Below are 17,709 nucleotides of genomic sequence, written 5' to 3'. Positions count from 1 at the left end.
ACTCAAAACGGCAATACCGGACGCGCGGCGTCACTTCGCGTCGTTGTAGACGGTCGCGCGCGACACGCCGAGATGCTGCGACACGATCTCCATCGCGCGGCGCACCTCGAGGAAGCCGTCGGCCTTCAGCGTCTGCATCAGTTCACGGCGCTGGTCGGTCTTCAGCTCGCGCGGCGTCGTCGCGAGGCGCGTCGCGAATGCGTCGATGCGCTGCCGGATCGCGTCCGCGCCGGCCGGGTCCAGCGTCTCGACGACGGTCTCGCCATCGGTGCGGCAGAACTGGTTCAGCATGCCCTGGAAGCCGCGGAACAGCGTGACGTCGGCGTTCAGGCACAGCGCGGCGACGTAGCGCCCGCTCGAATCCTTGATGCCGATCGACGTGCTTTTCGCGGTGCGGCCGTCGGCGAAGCGGTTCGGGTAGTTCGCGAGCACCTGCGGGAAATCGTCGTCGGCGATGCGGGCGAGGCCGAGTTCGGTCGCGGGATCGCCGACCGCGCGGCCGGACAGGTTGTTGTGGATCGCGAGGATCGCGTGCTCCGGCGTGCGGAGGTCGTGCACGACGACCTCGGTGAACGGCGCGAACATCTCGCCGAGTCCTTCGGCGATGCGCTGTACCTGTTCGATCAGCGACGCCTGCTCCGACGGCAGCGCTTTGCGGTTCGTGCTCATGCGTGGTCCTGGGGGCGGGTGTGTCGGTCGTTTCGGGCCGCGTGATGTCGACCAGCAGCGGGCGCGCGATCCGGACATAGTCGGCCGCGTCGAGCACGACCGAGCGGTCGAGGCGGCCGGCGTTGAACGCGATCTCGGTGTTGCGCTCGACCAGCGCGGGATCGACCACGAGCGTCACGTTCGCATCGAATACGAACGGCGGCACGGCACCCATCACGCAGCGCGTGACGGCGGCCGCGACGTCAGGCGACGCGAGCGTCGCCTTGCGCCGGCCCACCGCATCGGCGACCTTGCGGAAGTCGATTTTCAGGTGCCCGGGAATCACCGCGAGCGCGGTGGTGTCGCCGCCATCCTTGAACGTGCAGAGCATTGCCTTCGCGCCCTGTTCGGGGCGGGTGCCGCGCAGTGCGGCGATCGCGTCGGATTTGCCTTCCGCCGGATGCTCGAGCACGCGGAAACGCGCGCCGGATGTATTCAGCAGTTCGCACAGCGTGTCGAAAACGGAAGAGTCGTTCATGTCGCTCCGGGGCGGGCAGGCCAATGCGTCGATATGCGTGGCTCAAAGAATCGTCCAAGTATAGACGTTTTGTCATAACCATGACAAAGGGGAGTGGCCGTCGTTGCCCCGCCTTGTCGACGCGTGCTCATTCTTCAGCAGCCGAAAGGGCATTTCATATTGCGGAAGTCGCGCGAAATTCCTGCCGCCACGTTTTACCGCCGCTTGAAACCGTGTTTTGCATCGCAAAAACGCGTGACTATCTCATTGAAAAATAACGAAAATTTATATCTTATGTCTTATATAAGACTTGACCGAAATTTCGCTGGGCGGGATTACTATTGAGTCCATGCAGTTCGCTTCGTCACACGCGGCGGGCACGCTGAAACCTTTACTCAAATGCGCTTCGTTCCCAGGAGATAGACATGTCCCAATATCAAGACGACATCAAGGCAGTGGCTGGCTTGAAGGAAAACCACGGCAGCGCGTGGAACGCCATCAGCCCCGAGTATGCGGCCCGCATGCGTGCCCAGAACAAGTTCAAGACCGGCCTGGACATCGCGAAGTACACCGCGAAGATCATGCGCGCCGACATGGCCGCGTACGATGCCGATCCGTCCAAGTACACGCAGTCGCTGGGTTGCTGGCACGGCTTCATCGGCCAGCAGAAGATGATTTCCATCAAGAAGCACTTCAACAGCACCGAACGCCGCTACCTGTACCTGTCGGGCTGGATGGTCGCCGCGCTGCGTTCGGAATTCGGCCCGCTGCCGGACCAGTCGATGCACGAAAAGACCTCGGTCAGCGCGCTGATCCGCGAGCTGTACACGTTCCTGCGCCAGGCCGACGCCCGTGAGCTGGGCGGCCTGTTCCGCGAGCTGGATGCCGCGAAGGACGCGACCGCCAAGGCCGCGATCCAGCAAAAGATCGACAACCACGTCACGCACGTCGTGCCGATCATCGCCGACATCGACGCCGGCTTCGGCAACGCGGAAGCGACCTACCTGCTGGCCAAGCAGTTCATCGAAGCGGGCGCGTGCTGCATCCAGATCGAAAACCAGGTGTCGGACGAGAAGCAGTGCGGCCACCAGGACGGCAAGGTCACGGTGCCGCACGAAGACTTCCTCGCGAAGATCCGCGCGATTCGCTACGCATTCCTGGAGCTGGGCGTGGACGACGGCATCATCGTCGCCCGTACCGATTCGCTGGGCGCCGGCCTGACCAAGCAGATCGCCGTGACGAACCAGCCGGGCGACCTGGGCGATCAATACAACTCGTTCCTCGATTGCGAGGAACTGTCGGCCGACCAACTGGGCAACGGTGACGTCGTCATCAAGCGCGACGGCAAGCTGCTGCGTCCGAAGCGCCTGCCGAGCAACCTGTTCCAGTTCCGCGCCGGCACGGGCGAAGCGCGTTGCGTGCTCGACTGCATCACGTCGCTGCAGAACGGCGCCGACCTGCTGTGGATCGAAACCGAAAAACCGCATATCGCACAGATCGGCGGCATGGTCAGCGAGATCCGCAAGGTGATCCCGAACGCGAAGCTGGTGTACAACAACAGCCCGTCGTTCAACTGGACGCTGAACTTCCGCCAGCAGGCGTACGACGCGATGAAGGCCGAAGGCAAGGACGTGTCGGCTTACGACCGTGCGCAGCTGATGAGCGTCGAATACGACGAAACCGAACTGGCCAAGCTCGCCGACGAGAAGATCCGTACGTTCCAGGCCGATGCATCGCGTGAAGCAGGCATCTTCCACCACCTGATCACGCTGCCGACGTACCACACGGCAGCGCTGTCGACCGACAACCTGGCCAAGGAATACTTCGGCGACCAGGGCATGCTCGGCTACGTGGCAGGCGTGCAGCGCAAGGAAATCCGCCAGGGCATCGCGTGCGTGAAGCACCAGAACATGTCGGGTTCGGACATCGGCGACGACCACAAGGAATACTTCAGCGGCGAAGCGGCGCTGAAGGCAGCGGGCAAGGACAACACGATGAATCAGTTCTGATCGTCGTCGGACCCGCAACACGACACCAGCCCCGCGGGGCTGGCGTTTTTTTGTCTGCTCGAACCCGGCACGTTATCCGCGCACGACTTTTACGACGTACGGGCATTCGGACAGGATGTTTGTGTACACAACCTAATTCAGGGTTTGCCTGAGTAGCGAAAACGCGAATTCGTGCGACCCGCGTTAGCGTTGTGCATACGGACGAGTGGCAGGTTGAAATTGCCGCTCGAGCGAAACCCTTGCGGGGCGGTCGTCGCGCTCGTTTCGTCCCCAAAGCGGGCACAACGTCGCCGTAAAAAGCAGCTGTCTGCAACGCGCATGCCGGCGCGCAGTCACAGTTGTTTCTTGTTGCAACGCAACGCCCGCCCAATAACGGCGATGGTATGCTGGCCGGCATGGAGTTGTATGGCAGGTTGCTTGCATGGCGAAACTCGCGTTCGCACCCTCTAACGAGACTTCAGCTTCTCTCGCACGCATCGCGGCATCGACGCGCGCTCCGCTCGCGCGTCCCGTCCTCGCGCCGTATCTTCCTGCGCTCCGCACGCATTCCCCATCTCGCGGGCTCGCCCCGCATCCCCATCCCGCCCAATAAATCTGGAGACATCCCCATGTCGCAAAACACTTTGGCCGAAGCAACGCACGGCCCGCTGATTGCTCCGCCGGTTTTCGTCAAACATCGCAAGCTGATCGACTGGGTGTCGCGCATCGCGGCACTGACGGAGCCCGAGCGCGTCGTGTGGTGTGACGGTTCGCAGGAAGAATACGATGCGCTGTGCCAGGCGATGGTCGATCAGGGCACGCTGACGCGCCTGAATCCGGCGAAGCGCCCGAACTCGTATCTCGCGCAATCCGATCCGTCGGACGTCGCGCGCGTCGAGGATCGCACGTTCATCTGCGCGGCCTCGCGCGACGACGTCGGGCCGACCAACAACTGGATCGAGCCGGCCGAAATGCGCGAGACGTTGAACGGGCTGTTCCGCGGCTCGATGCGCGGCCGCACGCTGTACGTCGTGCCGTTCTCGATGGGCCCGCTCGGCTCGCCGATCGCGCACGTCGGCGTCGAGTTGTCGGACAGCCCGTACGTCGCGGTGAACATGCGGATCATGACGCGCATGGGGCGCGACGTGTACGACGTGCTCGGCGAGGATGGCGACTTCGTGCCGTGCGTGCACAGCGTCGGCCATCCGCTCGAAGCCGGCCAGCAGGACGTGCCGTGGCCGTGCAATCCGGTCAAGTACATCGTGCATTTCCCCGAAACGCGCGAGATCTGGAGCTTCGGCTCGGGCTACGGCGGCAACGCGCTGCTCGGCAAGAAGTGCTTCGCACTGCGCATCGCGTCGACGATGGGCCGCGATCAGGGCTGGCTCGCGGAACACATGCTGATCCTCGGCGTGACGTCGCCGGCCGGCAAGAAGTATCACGTCGCGGCCGCGTTCCCGTCCGCGTGCGGCAAGACCAATTTCGCGATGCTGATTCCGCCGCAGGGCTTCGACGGCTGGAAGGTCACGACGATCGGCGACGACATCGCGTGGCTGAAGCCCGGCCGCGACGGCCGCCTGTATGCGATCAACCCGGAAGCCGGTTTCTTCGGCGTCGCGCCGGGCACGGGCGTGAAGACCAACCCGAACGCGATCGCCACGCTGAAGGAAAACGTGATCTTCACGAACGTCGCGCTGACGGAAGACGGCGACGTGTGGTGGGAAGGGCTGACCGACACCCCACCCGCGAAGCTGACCGACTGGCAGGGCAATCCGTGGACGCCGGAGATCGGCAAGGAAACCGGCCGCAAGGCCGCGCATCCGAACTCGCGCTTCACCGCGCCGGCCGCGCAGTGCCCGTCGATCGACGACGATTGGGAAAACCCGGCCGGCGTGCCGATCGACGCGTTCATCTTCGGCGGCCGCCGCTCGACGACGGTGCCGCTCGTGACCGAGGCGCGCGACTGGGTCGAAGGCGTGTACATGGCCGCGACGATGGGCTCCGAGACGACCGCGGCAGCCGTCGGCCAGCAGGGCGTCGTGCGCCGCGATCCGTTCGCGATGCTGCCGTTCTGCGGCTACAACGTCAGCGATTATTTCGCGCACTGGCTCGACATCGGCAAGCAACTTGAAGCCGCCGGCGCGAAGCTGCCGAAGATCTACTGCGTGAACTGGTTCCGCAAGGATGCGAACGGCAAGTTCGTGTGGCCGGGCTTCGGCGAGAACATGCGCGTGCTGAAGTGGATGCTCGATCGGCTCGAAGGCACGGGCGGTGGCGGCGAGCATGCGTTCGGCGTGTCGCCTGCGTATGAAGACCTGCACTGGGACGGCCTCGATTTCACGCGCGATCAGTTCGATGCGGTGACGTCGATGAACGCCGACGAATGGCGCGAGGAGCTGAAGCTGCACGCGGCGTTGTTCGATACGTTGAAGCTGCGCTTGCCGGCTGAAATGACCGGCACGATGAAGAAGATCGAGCAGCGTATCGGCGGTTGACGGTACGCAGCGTCATCGTCTTTGGCGTCCCGTCGCCGCCATTGCTCGTCGGCGGCGGGACGTTTTCATTTGGGCGTCGCGCGCGCCGCTATTCACTCACTGAGCACCGAAATGCGCGACGCATTGCGTAGCGCCGCGTAGCCTCGCCGGCCCTGAAACGAACGACGCCCCGAGCCATCGATCGCATGGCCCGGGGCGTCGTCGTTTCCCGCAGTCAACTGGTCGTCAGCCGAGATCGAGCGCGTTCGTCAGGTCGCCCGGCGGCGTCTCGCCACGCGCGGCGAACGCGTTGTTGCGCAGCACCACGCCGTCGAGCGGGGCGAGGCCGTGCACGCGGCTGATGAAGCGCAGGATCGAGTTCGTGTCGTACAGCGTGTGATCGACGAAGCCCTTTTTCGCGAACGGCGAGATCACGAGTGCCGGAATCCGCGAGCCGGGGCCCCAGCGGTCGCCGACTGGCGGCGCGACGTGATCCCACCAGCCGCCGTTTTCGTCGTGGGTCATCACGATCACGGTGTTCTCCCATTGCGGCCCGCGCCGGATATGGTCGATCACGGTCGCGATGTGACGGTCGCCCGATTCGATGTCCGCATAACCCGCGTGCATGTTCAGGTTGCCCTGCGGCTTGTAGAAGGTGACGGCCGGCAGGCGGCCCGCGTCGATGTCGGCGATGAAATGGTTGGTCGACGGCTCGTCGCCGAGCCCCGCGTCGCGCAGATGCTTGCGGCGTGCTTCGGTGCCCGGCGCGTAGTTCACGAAGTAGTTGAACGGCTGGTGGTGGTACTGGAAATCGGGCACCGTGCCGGTGTCGCGATGCTCGAGCGCGTACTGCCACGCACCGCTGTACCACGCCCAGTCGATGTTCTTTTCCGACAGGCGGTCGCCGATCGTCGCGTAGCCCTGCGGCGGCATCACGCGATGGTCGGCCGGGTCCGCATACGCGGCGTTGCCCGGATCGGGCGGCGGCACGTAGCTCGGCTGGTACGGCGGCGCCATCGTGTTGACGCCGTAGCCGTCCGGCGTCAGCGGGCCATCGACCGCGAACTTCGGCGGGCCGTCCAGCGCGGACGCGGGCGAATCGTCGGCGAGCTTCAGGCGCGTGCCGGTCGGGTCGTCACCTTCGACCTTCGACAGCAGCTTCGCCGCATGCGGATGCTTGTGCGCGTCCGGATACAGCGGCGGCTGCGCGGAGATCAGGAACATGTGGTTCATCCACGAACCGCCGAAGGCCGCCATGAAGAAGTTGTCGCACAGCGTGTATTGCCGCGCGAGATTCCACAGCCGCAGCGTGTCGGCCGAATTGCGGTAATGGCCCATCACGAGGCCGCCCGAATCGGCCCATGCGGCGAACTGGTTGTTGCGGCCGCCCGCGATCTGCATCTGGTTCTGGTAGAAGCGGTGCCACAGGTCGCGCGTGATCACGCCGTTCGGCAGCGGCTGGCCTTGCGCGTCGGTAATCCGGAACGGCGCATTCGGCAGCTTGTCGATGTCGCGCTCCGCGAGCGCGTAGCGCTTGCCGTCCACTTCCTGCGCCTGCGGCACGAGCCCGCCCCAGATCTTCGGCAGCACCGGCAGCGGCGTCTTGCCGTCGCGATCGAGCTGCTGCGCATGTTCGGGCCGTACTTCACTCAGCGGATGAAGTACCCCCGGGAAATCGCCGTACAGGTTCGCGAAGCTGCGATTTTCCGCATAGATCACGACGATGTGGCGCACGCGCTGGCGCAGCGCTTCGTCGATGCGCAGGTCGGCGGCCGAGCGCGGCGCGTTGCCCGCGGTGGTTTCGCAGCCGGCGAGCGCGACACCGGCACCGAGCGCGGCGAGGCCGCCGAGCACACGGCGGCGGTCGGGATCGGCGGGAAGGTCGTCGGGGCGATCGGGGGTGTCGTTCACGTCGTGGGCTCCTCGAATGGGCGGGTGGGCTTTGTCGTTCGATGTGCGCCGGCGCCGCGCGGGCAGCCGCGACGCAGGGCGGAAGGCAACGGCCGCTATCGCGCGCGGCGGCGCGACACGGCTGTCACGAAAATGTCATGAACGCGACTATAACGCGGCAAGGGGGCGGATGAAAGTCGTTCGTCGGACGATTCGACGCGTGCACGGCGAGCGGTGCGCGACGCCCGCACGCGAACTAGACTGGAATCAGGGGCGGCGCGTCACGGCGTGCCGCCCGGGCGAGGATCGCCCCGGCGACGCCGGCCGACGGTGTTGCCGAGGCGGTATCGATGGGACGAACGACGCGAGACAGCGAGGCGACGATGGCGTGGATGCATGCCGTTTTCGGCTGGTCGTCGCGGCCGCAGCCGCGTACCCGTTGCGCGGGTTGCGCGCGCGTGCCGGCGTGAGCGCACGTCGCGCAGCAGATACGGCCGGCCCGATGCCATGGACAGGAAATTCGACTACCCGGGATTGCTGATCGCGGCGGGCTTTTTCGTGCTGTTCGCCGCGCAGTTGCTGATGCTGCACCCGACGTCGACACCGATTGCGTACAGCGATTTTCACCGGCTCGTCGCCGCGCGGCTCGTCGACGATCTCGAGATCGGCCCGGCGTCGATCTCGGGCACGTTGAAGATGCCGCAGGCCGGCACGATGCTGCCGGCGTCCGACGCCGCGGTCGTGCGGCAAGCCGGCACGCCGTGGCGCTTCACGACCAGCCGCGTGAGCGACGAACACCTGATCGACACGCTGACCGCCGCCGGCATCCGCTATCACGGCACGCCCGATACCGGCTGGATCACGTCGCTCGCGTCGTGGTTGCTACCGCTCGTGCTGCTCGTGTTCGTGTGGAACATGATGCTGCGCAAGCGCGGCGGGCTGCAGGACTTCACCGGGATGGGCAAGAGCCGCGCACGCGTGTACGTGCAGCAGGAAACCGGCATCACGTTCGACGACATCGCGGGCATCGACGAAGCGAAGGCTGAACTGCAGCAACTGGTCGCGTTCCTGCGCAATCCCGATCGCTACCAGCGGCTCGGCGGCAAGATTCCGAAAGGCGTGCTCGTCGTCGGCGCGCCGGGCACGGGCAAGACGCTGCTCGCGCGTGCGGTGGCCGGCGAGGCGGCCGTGCCGTTCTTCTCGATCAGCGGCTCGGCGTTCGTCGAGATGTTCGTCGGCGTGGGCGCCGCGCGCGTGCGCGACCTGTTCGAGCAGGCGCAGCAGAAGGCGCCGTGCATCGTATTCGTCGACGAGCTCGATGCGCTCGGCAAGGTGCGCGGCGTCGGCCCGATGTCGGGCAACGACGAACGCGAACAGACGCTCAACCAGTTGCTGGTCGAGATGGACGGCTTCCAGGCCGGCTCCGGCGTGATCATCATGGCCGCGACGAACCGGCCCGAGATTCTCGACCCCGCACTGCTGCGGCCGGGCCGCTTCGATCGTCACATCGCGATCGACCGGCCCGACGTGAACGGCCGCCGCCAGATCCTCGGCGTGCACGTGAAGCGCGTGAAGCTCGCGGCCGACGTCGATCTCGGCGAGCTTGCATCGCGCACGCCGGGCTTCGTCGGCGCCGATCTCGCGAACGTCGTCAACGAGGCCGCGCTGCATGCGGCCGAACTCGGGAAGCCGGCGATCGGCATGGCCGACTTCGACGAGGCGATCGACCGCGCGCTGACGGGCCTCGAGCGCAAGAGCCGCGTGATGAACGAGCAGGAGAAGCTGACGATCGCGTATCACGAAGCCGGCCATGCGCTCGTCGCGGAGAGCCGCGCGCATTGCGACCCGGTGAAGAAGGTGTCGATCATTCCGCGCGGCGTCGCGGCACTCGGCTACACGCAACAGGTGCCGACCGAGGATCGCTACGTCCTGCGTCGCAGCGAGTTGCTCGACCGGATCGACGCGCTGCTCGGCGGGCGCGTGGCGGAAGAACTCGTGTTCGGCGATGTGTCGACCGGCGCGCAGAACGACCTCGAACGCGCGACCGCGATGGCGCGCCACATGGTCATGCAATACGGAATGAGCGAGAAGATCGGGCTTGCGACGTTCGACGACGGCGACGCACGCCAGGGCATGCCCGGCGCATGGCATGCGGGCGACGGCCGCTGCAGCGAGCACACCGCGCGCATGATCGACGACGAGGTGCGCACGCTGCTGACCGATGCGCATGCGCGCGTCGCGGCGACGCTCGGCGAACGACGCGACGCGCTCGAACGCATCGCGCGACGGTTGCTGCAATGCGAGGTGCTCGAACGCGACGTGCTGCAGGCGCTGATCGACGGGCGCAGCGAACCGCCGTCGGCGACGGCGGCAGCGTTACCCGGTGACGAAACGAGCGCACGAGGCGGCGCGATCGAAACGGAGCAGGCGTCTACCGTCGAGCGCGATTTCATCGCGTACCGACGGCCGCACGAACCCGATCATTGAAGCGCGCTGCGCGGACCGGCGAGCGTCGCGTGTCGATCTGCCGACACTGCGCGTTTTCTTTCCCTTCTTTCCCGCCACGGCGCCGCCATGAGCGACGCACACGTATCGGTCGAACGTCGTGGGTCGTGCTCGAATGCCCGCCGGGACGACGGACGCGTGAACGCGCGCCAGCGCGTCAGGATTCGGTCGCGGCCGCGACTTCGGCCGCTTCGGTGAGCGCTTCGAGAAAGCGCGTGCGCCACCAGTGCACGTCGGTCTTGCGCATGATCGCCATCAGCGCCGCGTGACGCTGGCGGCGCTCTTCGAGCGGCATCGTGAGCGCGCGCTGGATCGCCTGCGCGGTGCCTTGCGTGTCGTACGGATTGACGAGCAGCGCCGACTTCAGTTGCTCGGCCGCGCCCGCGAAACGCGACAGCACGAGCACGCCCGGGTCGGCCGCGTCCTGCGCCGCGAGGAACTCTTTCGCGACGAGGTTCATCCCGTCACGCAGCGGCGTGACGAGCGCGACCCGGCTTGCACGGTAGAGGCCGGGGAGCCGCTTGCGCGCGACGGTGCGGTGAATGTAGCGCATCGGCATCCATTCGAGCTCGCCGTAGTCGCCGTTGATCGCGCCGCACAGACTGTCCATTTCGCGCCGCAGGTCGTCGTAGGCGCCGAGATCCTCGCGGCTCGGCGCGGCGATCTGGATCAGCGTCGCGCGGTCGCGGTTCTCCGGATAGTGTTCGAGCAACTCGCGGAACGCATGCACGCGCTGCGGCAGCCCTTTCGTGTAATCGAGCCGGTCGACCCCGACCAGCAACTGACGGCGCGAATATTCGTCGCGCATGCGCTCGAACATGTCGAGGCCGTCGCGATCGCGCGCGAGCGCTTCGAATTCGTCGACGTTGATGCCGATCGGGAACGCACCGGCCGACAGCGTGCGGCCGAACGCGCGCAGCCGGCCGTCGGGCAGCCGCGCCGCGCCGGCTTCGGCCTCGACGTAATGCTCGAAGTGGAGCAGATCCGATTCGGTCTGGAAGCCGACGAGGTCGTACGCGAACAGCGAGCGCATCAGCCATTCGTGTTCCGGGATCGCGGCCATGATCGGCGGCGGCGGCATCGGGATGTGCAGGAAAAAGCCGATCGGATTCGTGCAGCCCATCGCGCGCAGCTCGGCCGCGAGCGGAATCAGCTGATAGTCGTGCACCCAGATGACGTCGTCGGGGCGCAGCAGCGTGCGCAGCTTGCGCGCGAACAGCTGGTTCACGCGTCGGTAGCCGTCGGCGAAACGCCGGTCGAACTGCGCGAGATCGAGCCGGTAGTGAAACACCGGCCACAGCACGTTGTTCGAGTAGCCGAGATAGTAAGCGTCGTAATCCTGCGGATCGAGGTCGACCGTCGCGAGCTGGATGCCGCCGACGTTCTGGATCTGCACGTCGTCGCCATGCGTGGCCTGATCGTCGCCGCCGCGTAGCCTGCCGCTCCAGCCGAACCAGACGCCGCCGGTTTCCTGCAGGCTGTCCTTCACGGCGACGGCGAGACCGCCTGCCGCGGCTTTACGGGGATCTGCGATGCGATTGGATACGACGACGAGTCGGCTCACCAGCTCTCCTGACGATTGTTGGGGAAGGGGGCGTGCGGCCAGGCGCGAGAGACAGACGCCGCCATCGGTGCGCGGTGCGCGAGACGATGGGGCCGCATGGCGATCGGACGGGAGTCAGGGAATGCGATTCGCCGTCCGGTCGAAAAGTACTTTTTTAGGATACTCGTCATTCGTGCGTTTTAAAAGTCTGTATCGATGCACGATGCGGGCGCGCATGTCGGGCGCTATCCATGACGAGGGTGCTGCAACGCGCGAGGCCCTAGCGGGACCGAAATTTGCGCGTCGCTGCGGAAGCAGTGTGCGCAAGGCCATGCGGGGAGTGGGGCGAAGGACGCGCATGGCGGCATGCGCAATCGACTGCAACGATTTTCGATGAGGGATGCGGCGGTTACGCGGTGCGTGCCAGCGTGACCCAGACGGACGAGCGTAACCGCATGCGCATCGTCGTCTGGTTCGCGCATGCCGTTACGCGGCAGCCGGTTGCCAGTGACGCACGTCGGCTTCCTGCTCACGCGCGCCCGGCGACGCGCCATGTGAGCCGGACGGCATCCGGAACGCGGCGACCGTTTCGGACAACTCGCGGCCCTGCGCCTCGAGCGACTTCGATGCGGCTGCCGCATGCTCGACGAGCGCGGCGTTCTGCTGCGTCGTCTCGTCCATCTGCGTGATCGTCAGGTTCACCTGGTCGATGCCGCGGCTTTGCTCGGCGGATGCGGCCGCGATCTCGCCCATGATGTCGGTCACGCGCGCCACGGCTTGCGTGACGTCGGACATCGTCTTGCCGGCTTCGCCCGCGAGCGCCGAGCCGTCGCGGATCGTCTGCACCGACGCGGTGATCAGTTCCTTGATTTCCTTGGCCGCGGTCGACGAGCGCTGCGCGAGATTGCGCACCTCGCTCGCGACGACCGCGAAGCCGCGGCCCTGTTCGCCCGCGCGGGCGGCTTCGACCGCCGCGTTGAGCGCGAGGATGTTGGTCTGGAACGCGATGCCTTCGATGATGCCCGTGATGTCGGCGATCTTCGACGAGCTGTGGCCGATCTCCGTCATCGTGTCGACCACGCGGCCGACCACCGAGCTGCCGCGGTGCGCGACGTCCGATGCATTCGCGGCGAGCGTGCTGGCCTGTTGCGCGTTTTCCGCGTTCAGGCGCACCGTCGACGTGAATTCCTCCATCGTCGCCGCGGTTTCCTGCAGCGACGCGGCCTGTTCCTCGGTGCGCTGGCTCAGGTCGAGGTTGCCCGATGCGATCTCGCTCACCGCGTGCGCGATGCTGTTCGACGAGTCGCGCACGCGGCCGACGATGCCGATCAGCCGTTCGTTCATCGTCCGCAGCGCGTCGAGCAGGTCGCGCGTTTCGTCGTTGCCGCGCACCTCGATACGGCTGCCGAGATCGCCGTTCGCCACCGTGCGGGCGACGTCCACGGCCGCGCCGATCGGCACCGTGATCTTGCGTGTGAGCCACAGGCCGCCGCAGGCCGCTATCGCGACGGCGATCAGGCAGATGCCGGCCAGCAGGTTGCGCTCCGCCGTGTAGCGATCCGCGAAGGCCTGCGCGATTTCGAGTTCGCGTTCATGCGTGAAGGTCGCGTAGGCGTCGGTTGCGCGCACCAGTTGCGCGAGCAACGGGCGGCAGTTGTCCTCGATGTCGGCGATTGCGTCGTCCTTCTTGCCGGCCTGCGCGAGTCCGACGATGCGCAGCGCAACGGGCCCGTAGCCGGCCTCGATGCGCACGATGTCGGCCACCAGTTCGCGTGCGCGATCGGAGGTGTCGGTCGCGTTCGCCATGAGTTCCTTGAGCTTCGCGAGATGGTCCTGCACGTCCTTGTGCGCGTGGTTCACCTCGGCCAGTTCGGCTTCGACGTCGGCCGGCCGGGTGACGAGCACGAGGTTGCGCGCGGCGATCGCGCGCCGGTCGACCGCGGTGCGGATTTGCGCGGACAGGTTCGCCCGCGCGTTGATGCCGTTCATGTAGCGTGAAAACTCGGCGTTCGTATCGGACAGTGCCTTGAGGGCCATGCCCGACACGATCACGACGACCGCGGCGAGCAGGCCGAAGCCGCCGAGGAGTTTCGTTTTGATGCTCATTCTGGCGATTTTCACGTTGTGCCCCTGTGCGTGTGGTTGGCAAATGGAATTTATCGTTCGACCAGATACGGAATCGTGCCGGCTTTAACGGGTATTCGGGATGATTCTTTACCCGTCAAAACCCTTACATTCTGTTTTCGATCGAACAAAGCCTTGTCGTACGGGCATTCTTGATCTCGATCAAAAGAGGCGAGGGGCGATATTTACTGAATTGTTTATGCGAGGTATTTGAAACCGGATTTACTGGTAAAACAATAAACGTCATCTTTATAGTAATTGTCTGATGAGTTCATTCTAAATTACCGGTGAATGCCGGAATTTCATTGCGGAGGAATGGGGAATGGAAGCCGATATGCGTGTTCACGACGATCGGCGTGAATGATGCGACTGTCTGACGGACAAACGGAAAGGACGCGGCGGCGTCGGGTTCGCCCCGGAAAGCGGCCCGCGACGGGCGCCGCGAGCCATGCGAGGGTCAGAACGTGGTGCGCAATCCGGCCATCACGCTGCGCCCGCCTTGCGGGGCGAAGCCGCGCACGACCGACGTCGAGTAGCGGATCTCCTGGTTCGTCAGGTTGTCGCCGCGCAGGTAGGCGAGCCAGTGCGTCGGGCCGACGCGGAATTTGTACGTCAGCATCACGCCGAGCGACGTATAACCGTCCGTCGAGAAGTCGTCGTCGGGCACGCGATGCTGCGACCACGCGTGCGTGATCTGCGCCCGCGCGCCGAACGGGCCATAACCGTAGTCGGCCGCGAGCGTCGCGCGCAGCGGCGCGATGCGCGGCAGCGGCTGGCCCGTGTCGACGTTGCGCGCGTGCGTATAGTCGGCCGTCAGTTCGAGATCGACCGTGTGGCCGCGCCGCGAGAACGCACGCCACTTGCCGTCCAGCTCGACGCCGTAGAACTCGGCGCGCACGCCGCGGTAGATTGCCTCGTTGAGCGAGCCGTCGGTGCCGGGCGCGACGGGCTCGCCGTCGTCGTCCACCACGCGGCCCGTGTTGTACTCGGTCAGATAGTTCGAGAAGCGGTTGTAGAACACGCCGACGCTGCCGCGGTTCGGCCCGCTCGCATAGCGCAGCGACAGGTCGGTCGACACGGCCTTTTCCTTCGACGCGTTCGGGTTGCCGATCAGGAACTGGCCGGTCGCATCGTGCGGACCGTTCGAATACAGCTCGTAGAAGGTCGGCGCGCGTTCGGTGTAGGCGACGTTCGCCGCGATCGACCATACCGGCGTCAGCGAGAACAGCGCACCGGCCGACAGGCTGCCCGCATTGAAGTCGCGCGGCTGCGCGCCCGCGAATTTCTCGACGCCCGCCGGATCGGGATCGACCTTCACGTGCTCGAAGCGGCCGCCGAGGCTCAGCTTCAGCGCCGGGACGACCTGCCATTCCTCGAGGCCGAACAGCGCGACGCTGTTGGTGCGGGTGGACGGCACGAGCATTTCGTCGCCGAGCGCCGAGAACGTATTCTGGCCGAACTGCACGCCGATCGCGCCTTCGAACGGCCCGATCTTTCGATGGCGTGCCTCGATGCGCGCCTCGTAGCCGCGATTGCGGAAGGTGGTCGCCGTCTCGCCGTTGTCCACTTCCTTGTGGCGGTAGTCGGTGTACGCGAAATCGAATTTCAGCTTCGTGAACGGCCCGCTCAGGTTGCGCACCTCGGACGCGAACGCGAGGCGTTCCTGGCGCATCCGCAGCCGCACGTCGCTTTCCGCGACGGAGCCGTAGTTCGATTCGTAGCCGCTGTACGACAGGCCCGCGAAACCGTCCGCCCACGTGTACGACGCGCCGACCGCGCCGCCGTGCACGCGCCCGTCGCTGTTCGGCACGTTGCCTTCCGGTTGCGGCGTGTCGGGGCCGTCGATCGCGCGCTGCTGGCTGCTGCGCGCATAGCCGGGAATCCGCAGCTTGCTGGTTTCGCGATCGAATGCGTCGACGTGGAACGCGAAGCGGCCGTTGCCGCCTTCGACCTGCGCGGCGCCGGCGCGCACGGAATTCGCGCCGCCGTAGCGGGCGTCGAGCGCGCCCGTCACGCCTTCGATCGCTTCGCGCGGAATCCGGTTGTCGATCGTGTTGACCACGCCGCCCACCGCGTTGCCGCCGTACAGCAGCGCGGGGGCCGCGCACGATCTCGACGCGCTCGATCGACAGCGGGTCCTGCGGCACCGCGTGATCGTACGACAGCGACGACGCGTCATACGCCGCGACGCCGTTCTGCAGCAGCCGGATCCGGTCGCCGTCCATCCCGCGGATGATCGGGCGGCCGACCATCGGCCCGTAGGTGGTGGTCGACACGCCGGGCAGCCCGTTGAGCGTTTCGCCGAGCGAATCGGCCTGGCGGCGCGTCAGCGCGTCGCCGGAAAGCTGGACGGTCGGCGCGATCAGTTCGGTGTCGCCGAGCGGGTTCGCGGTCACGAAGATCGGTGCGAGCGGTGCGGGTGCGGCGGCAGGCGTGCCGGACGCGGCGGGCGCATCGGTCTGCGCGTGGGCGACGGCGGCGCACAGCATCAGCGACAGGGACGAGAGCGGGCGAAGCGGTAAGCGAGGGAGGTCGCGCATGGTCGGTGAATCGGTTGGAATCGGATCGGATAACGAGCGATGCGGGCCACTGCTGGATACGATATATTGTTGCGTCGCTGACGCGCAGTGACCCGTTGGAACATGGCTCGGCAAGGCGCGGCCACCTGGTTGGAACGGCATCCGGTGGACGAGCACGCGAAATGATATGTTATATCATGTCAAAATCCAAGCCGAATGGCAGGATCTCGTCGGGTTTCTGTCGGAACGGTGAAAGGGTGGCGCGAGCAGCGGGGCGGTCTGTAATCGACGGCTCGAGCTTTCGCGTCGAACGATGCCGATCGTGGCGAAGCCGCGTTGACCGCTGCATCCGTTCCGATACGTTGACGCGTATCAACGTGCTCCGGTGCCGAAACCGGATACTGGGTCGCTCATCGACCAGACAGGAGCAACGCATGACCCAGACCATGAAAGCGGCCGTGGTACACGCGTTCGGCGAGCCGTTGCGCATCGACGAAGTGCCGATCCCCGCACCGGGGCCCGGCCAGATTCTCGTCAACATCAAGGCGTCGGGCGTCTGCCATACCGATCTGCACGCGGCCGACGGCGACTGGCCCGTCAAGCCGTCGCTGCCGTTCATCCCGGGCCACGAAGGCGTGGGAATCGTCGCGGCGGTCGGCGCGGGCGTCACGCACGTGCGCGAGGGCGATCGCGTCGGCGTGCCGTGGCTCTATACGGCCTGCGGCCATTGCGAGTACTGCTGCACGGGCTGGGAAACGCTGTGCCATGGGCAGCAGAACACCGGCTATTCGGTGAACGGCAGCTACGCGGAATACGTGCTGGCCGATCCCGACTACGTCGGCCAGTTGCCCGCGCAGGTCGCGTTCGACGAGATCGCGCCGATCCTGTGCGCGGGTGTCACGGTCTACAAGGGCATTCGCGTCACCGACACGCGCCCGGGCCAGTGGCTCGCGATTTCCGGCATCGGCGGCCTCGGGCACGTGGCCGTGCAGTATGCGCGTGCGATGGGCCTGCACGTCGCGGCCATCGACATTTCCCCCGACAAGCTCGCGCTGGCGCGGCAACTGGGCGCCCATCTGACGATCGATGCGTCGATCGACGACCCCGCGAAAGTGATCCAGAAGGAAATCGGCGGCGCGCACGGCGTGCTCGTCACGGCCGTATCGCGCAGCGCGTTCGCGCAGGCGCTCGGGATGGTCCGGCGTGGCGGCACGGTGGCGCTCAACGGTTTGCCGCCGGGCGATTTCCCGCTGCCGATCTTCTCGACCGTGCTGAACGGCATCACCGTGCGCGGGTCGATCGTCGGCACGCGGCGCGATCTGCAGGAATCGCTCGATTTCGCGGCGGACGGCCTGGTGCGCGCGCACATCCACCGCGACCGGCTCGGCAACATCAACGACGTATTCGCGAAGCTGCGGGAAGGGAAGGTCGACGGGCGCATCGTGCTGACCGACATGCATTGATGCGCTGGAGCTGCGCCCGCCGCCGCGCGACGCATGGC

The 17,709-nt window shown here is 66.1% G+C and carries 8 protein-coding genes and 2 pseudogenes; 4 read left to right on the top strand and 6 right to left on the bottom strand.

The window, feature by feature from the left end; all coding sequences use genetic code 11:
* Positions 1 to 30 precede the first annotated feature (30 nt).
* Both SY91_RS20750 and SY91_RS20745 read right to left on the bottom strand, forming a co-directional pair.
* Positions 31 to 669, bottom strand: a complete 639-nt coding sequence (locus SY91_RS20750) for a transcriptional regulator (protein ID WP_124476966.1) — start codon at positions 667 to 669, stop codon at positions 31 to 33.
* A 13-nt stretch (positions 670 to 682) separates the two neighbouring features.
* Positions 683 to 1,186, bottom strand: a pseudogene (locus SY91_RS20745) (YbaK/prolyl-tRNA synthetase associated domain-containing protein); the annotation flags it as partial.
* Positions 1,187 to 1,590: 404 nt separating this feature from the next.
* Between SY91_RS20745 and SY91_RS20740 the strand changes: the two are divergent.
* Positions 1,591 to 3,174 carry an isocitrate lyase gene (locus SY91_RS20740; protein WP_006478982.1) on the top strand — a complete coding sequence of 528 codons (1,584 nt, stop codon included), beginning with the start codon at positions 1,591 to 1,593 and terminating at the stop codon, positions 3,172 to 3,174.
* Positions 3,175 to 3,782: 608 nt separating this feature from the next.
* Positions 3,783 to 5,648, top strand: coding sequence for a phosphoenolpyruvate carboxykinase (GTP) (locus SY91_RS20735; RefSeq protein ID WP_006478983.1), 1,866 nt, complete (start codon positions 3,783 to 3,785; stop codon positions 5,646 to 5,648).
* A gap of 225 nt (positions 5,649 to 5,873) precedes the next feature.
* Here the strand turns inward: SY91_RS20735 and SY91_RS20730 are convergent, their stop codons facing one another.
* Positions 5,874 to 7,538, bottom strand: a complete 1,665-nt coding sequence (locus SY91_RS20730) for an acid phosphatase (protein ID WP_185921338.1) — start codon at positions 7,536 to 7,538, stop codon at positions 5,874 to 5,876.
* 486 nt (positions 7,539 to 8,024) lie between these two features.
* On the opposite strand from SY91_RS20730, the gene ftsH reads away from it, so the two are divergent.
* Positions 8,025 to 10,004: an ATP-dependent zinc metalloprotease FtsH gene (ftsH, locus tag SY91_RS20725; RefSeq protein WP_006478985.1), complete on the top strand. Its 1,980-nt coding sequence runs from the start codon at positions 8,025 to 8,027 to the stop codon at positions 10,002 to 10,004.
* A gap of 175 nt (positions 10,005 to 10,179) precedes the next feature.
* Here ftsH and otsA read toward each other — a convergent pair whose 3' ends face one another.
* The 3 genes and pseudogenes from otsA to SY91_RS20710 all read right to left on the bottom strand — a co-directional run bounded on the left by otsA (position 10,180) and on the right by SY91_RS20710 (position 16,178).
* A complete protein-coding gene (gene otsA / locus SY91_RS20720) occupies positions 10,180 to 11,586 on the bottom strand; it encodes an alpha,alpha-trehalose-phosphate synthase (UDP-forming) (RefSeq protein WP_006478986.1) in 1,407 nt (468 codons plus the stop codon).
* Between the two features lie 465 nt (positions 11,587 to 12,051).
* Positions 12,052 to 13,671 (bottom strand): methyl-accepting chemotaxis protein, encoded by a 1,620-nt coding sequence (locus SY91_RS20715; RefSeq protein ID WP_185921337.1) that lies wholly within the window; start codon positions 13,669 to 13,671, stop codon positions 12,052 to 12,054.
* A gap of 475 nt (positions 13,672 to 14,146) precedes the next feature.
* Positions 14,147 to 16,178 (bottom strand): annotated as a pseudogene (locus SY91_RS20710) (TonB-dependent receptor).
* Between the two features lie 464 nt (positions 16,179 to 16,642).
* Between SY91_RS20710 and adhP the strand changes: the two are divergent.
* On the top strand, positions 16,643 to 17,671 hold the full coding sequence (gene adhP, locus SY91_RS20705; protein ID WP_034174782.1) for an alcohol dehydrogenase AdhP: 1,029 nt from the start codon (positions 16,643 to 16,645) through the stop codon (positions 17,669 to 17,671).
* Positions 17,672 to 17,709: the final 38 nt, after the last annotated feature.

Origin of the sequence: Burkholderia cenocepacia (assembly GCF_014211915.1) — a bacterium.
Classification (GTDB): domain Bacteria; phylum Pseudomonadota; class Gammaproteobacteria; order Burkholderiales; family Burkholderiaceae; genus Burkholderia; species Burkholderia orbicola.
Note: the sequence above shows the minus strand (reverse complement) of the source record. Positions and strands in the feature narration are given on the sequence as shown.

Coding starts and splice junctions, on each gene's coding strand:
- SY91_RS20715 (WP_185921337.1), bottom strand. CDS start 13,671: ATGAGCATCAAAACGAAACTCCTCGGCGGCTTCGGCCTGCTCGCCGCG.
- SY91_RS20740 (WP_006478982.1), top strand. CDS start 1,591: ATGTCCCAATATCAAGACGACATCAAGGCAGTGGCTGGCTTGAAGGAA.
- ftsH (WP_006478985.1), top strand. CDS start 8,025: ATGGACAGGAAATTCGACTACCCGGGATTGCTGATCGCGGCGGGCTTT.
- adhP (WP_034174782.1), top strand. CDS start 16,643: ATGACCCAGACCATGAAAGCGGCCGTGGTACACGCGTTCGGCGAGCCG.
- SY91_RS20735 (WP_006478983.1), top strand. CDS start 3,783: ATGTCGCAAAACACTTTGGCCGAAGCAACGCACGGCCCGCTGATTGCT.
- SY91_RS20750 (WP_124476966.1), bottom strand. CDS start 669: ATGAGCACGAACCGCAAAGCGCTGCCGTCGGAGCAGGCGTCGCTGATC.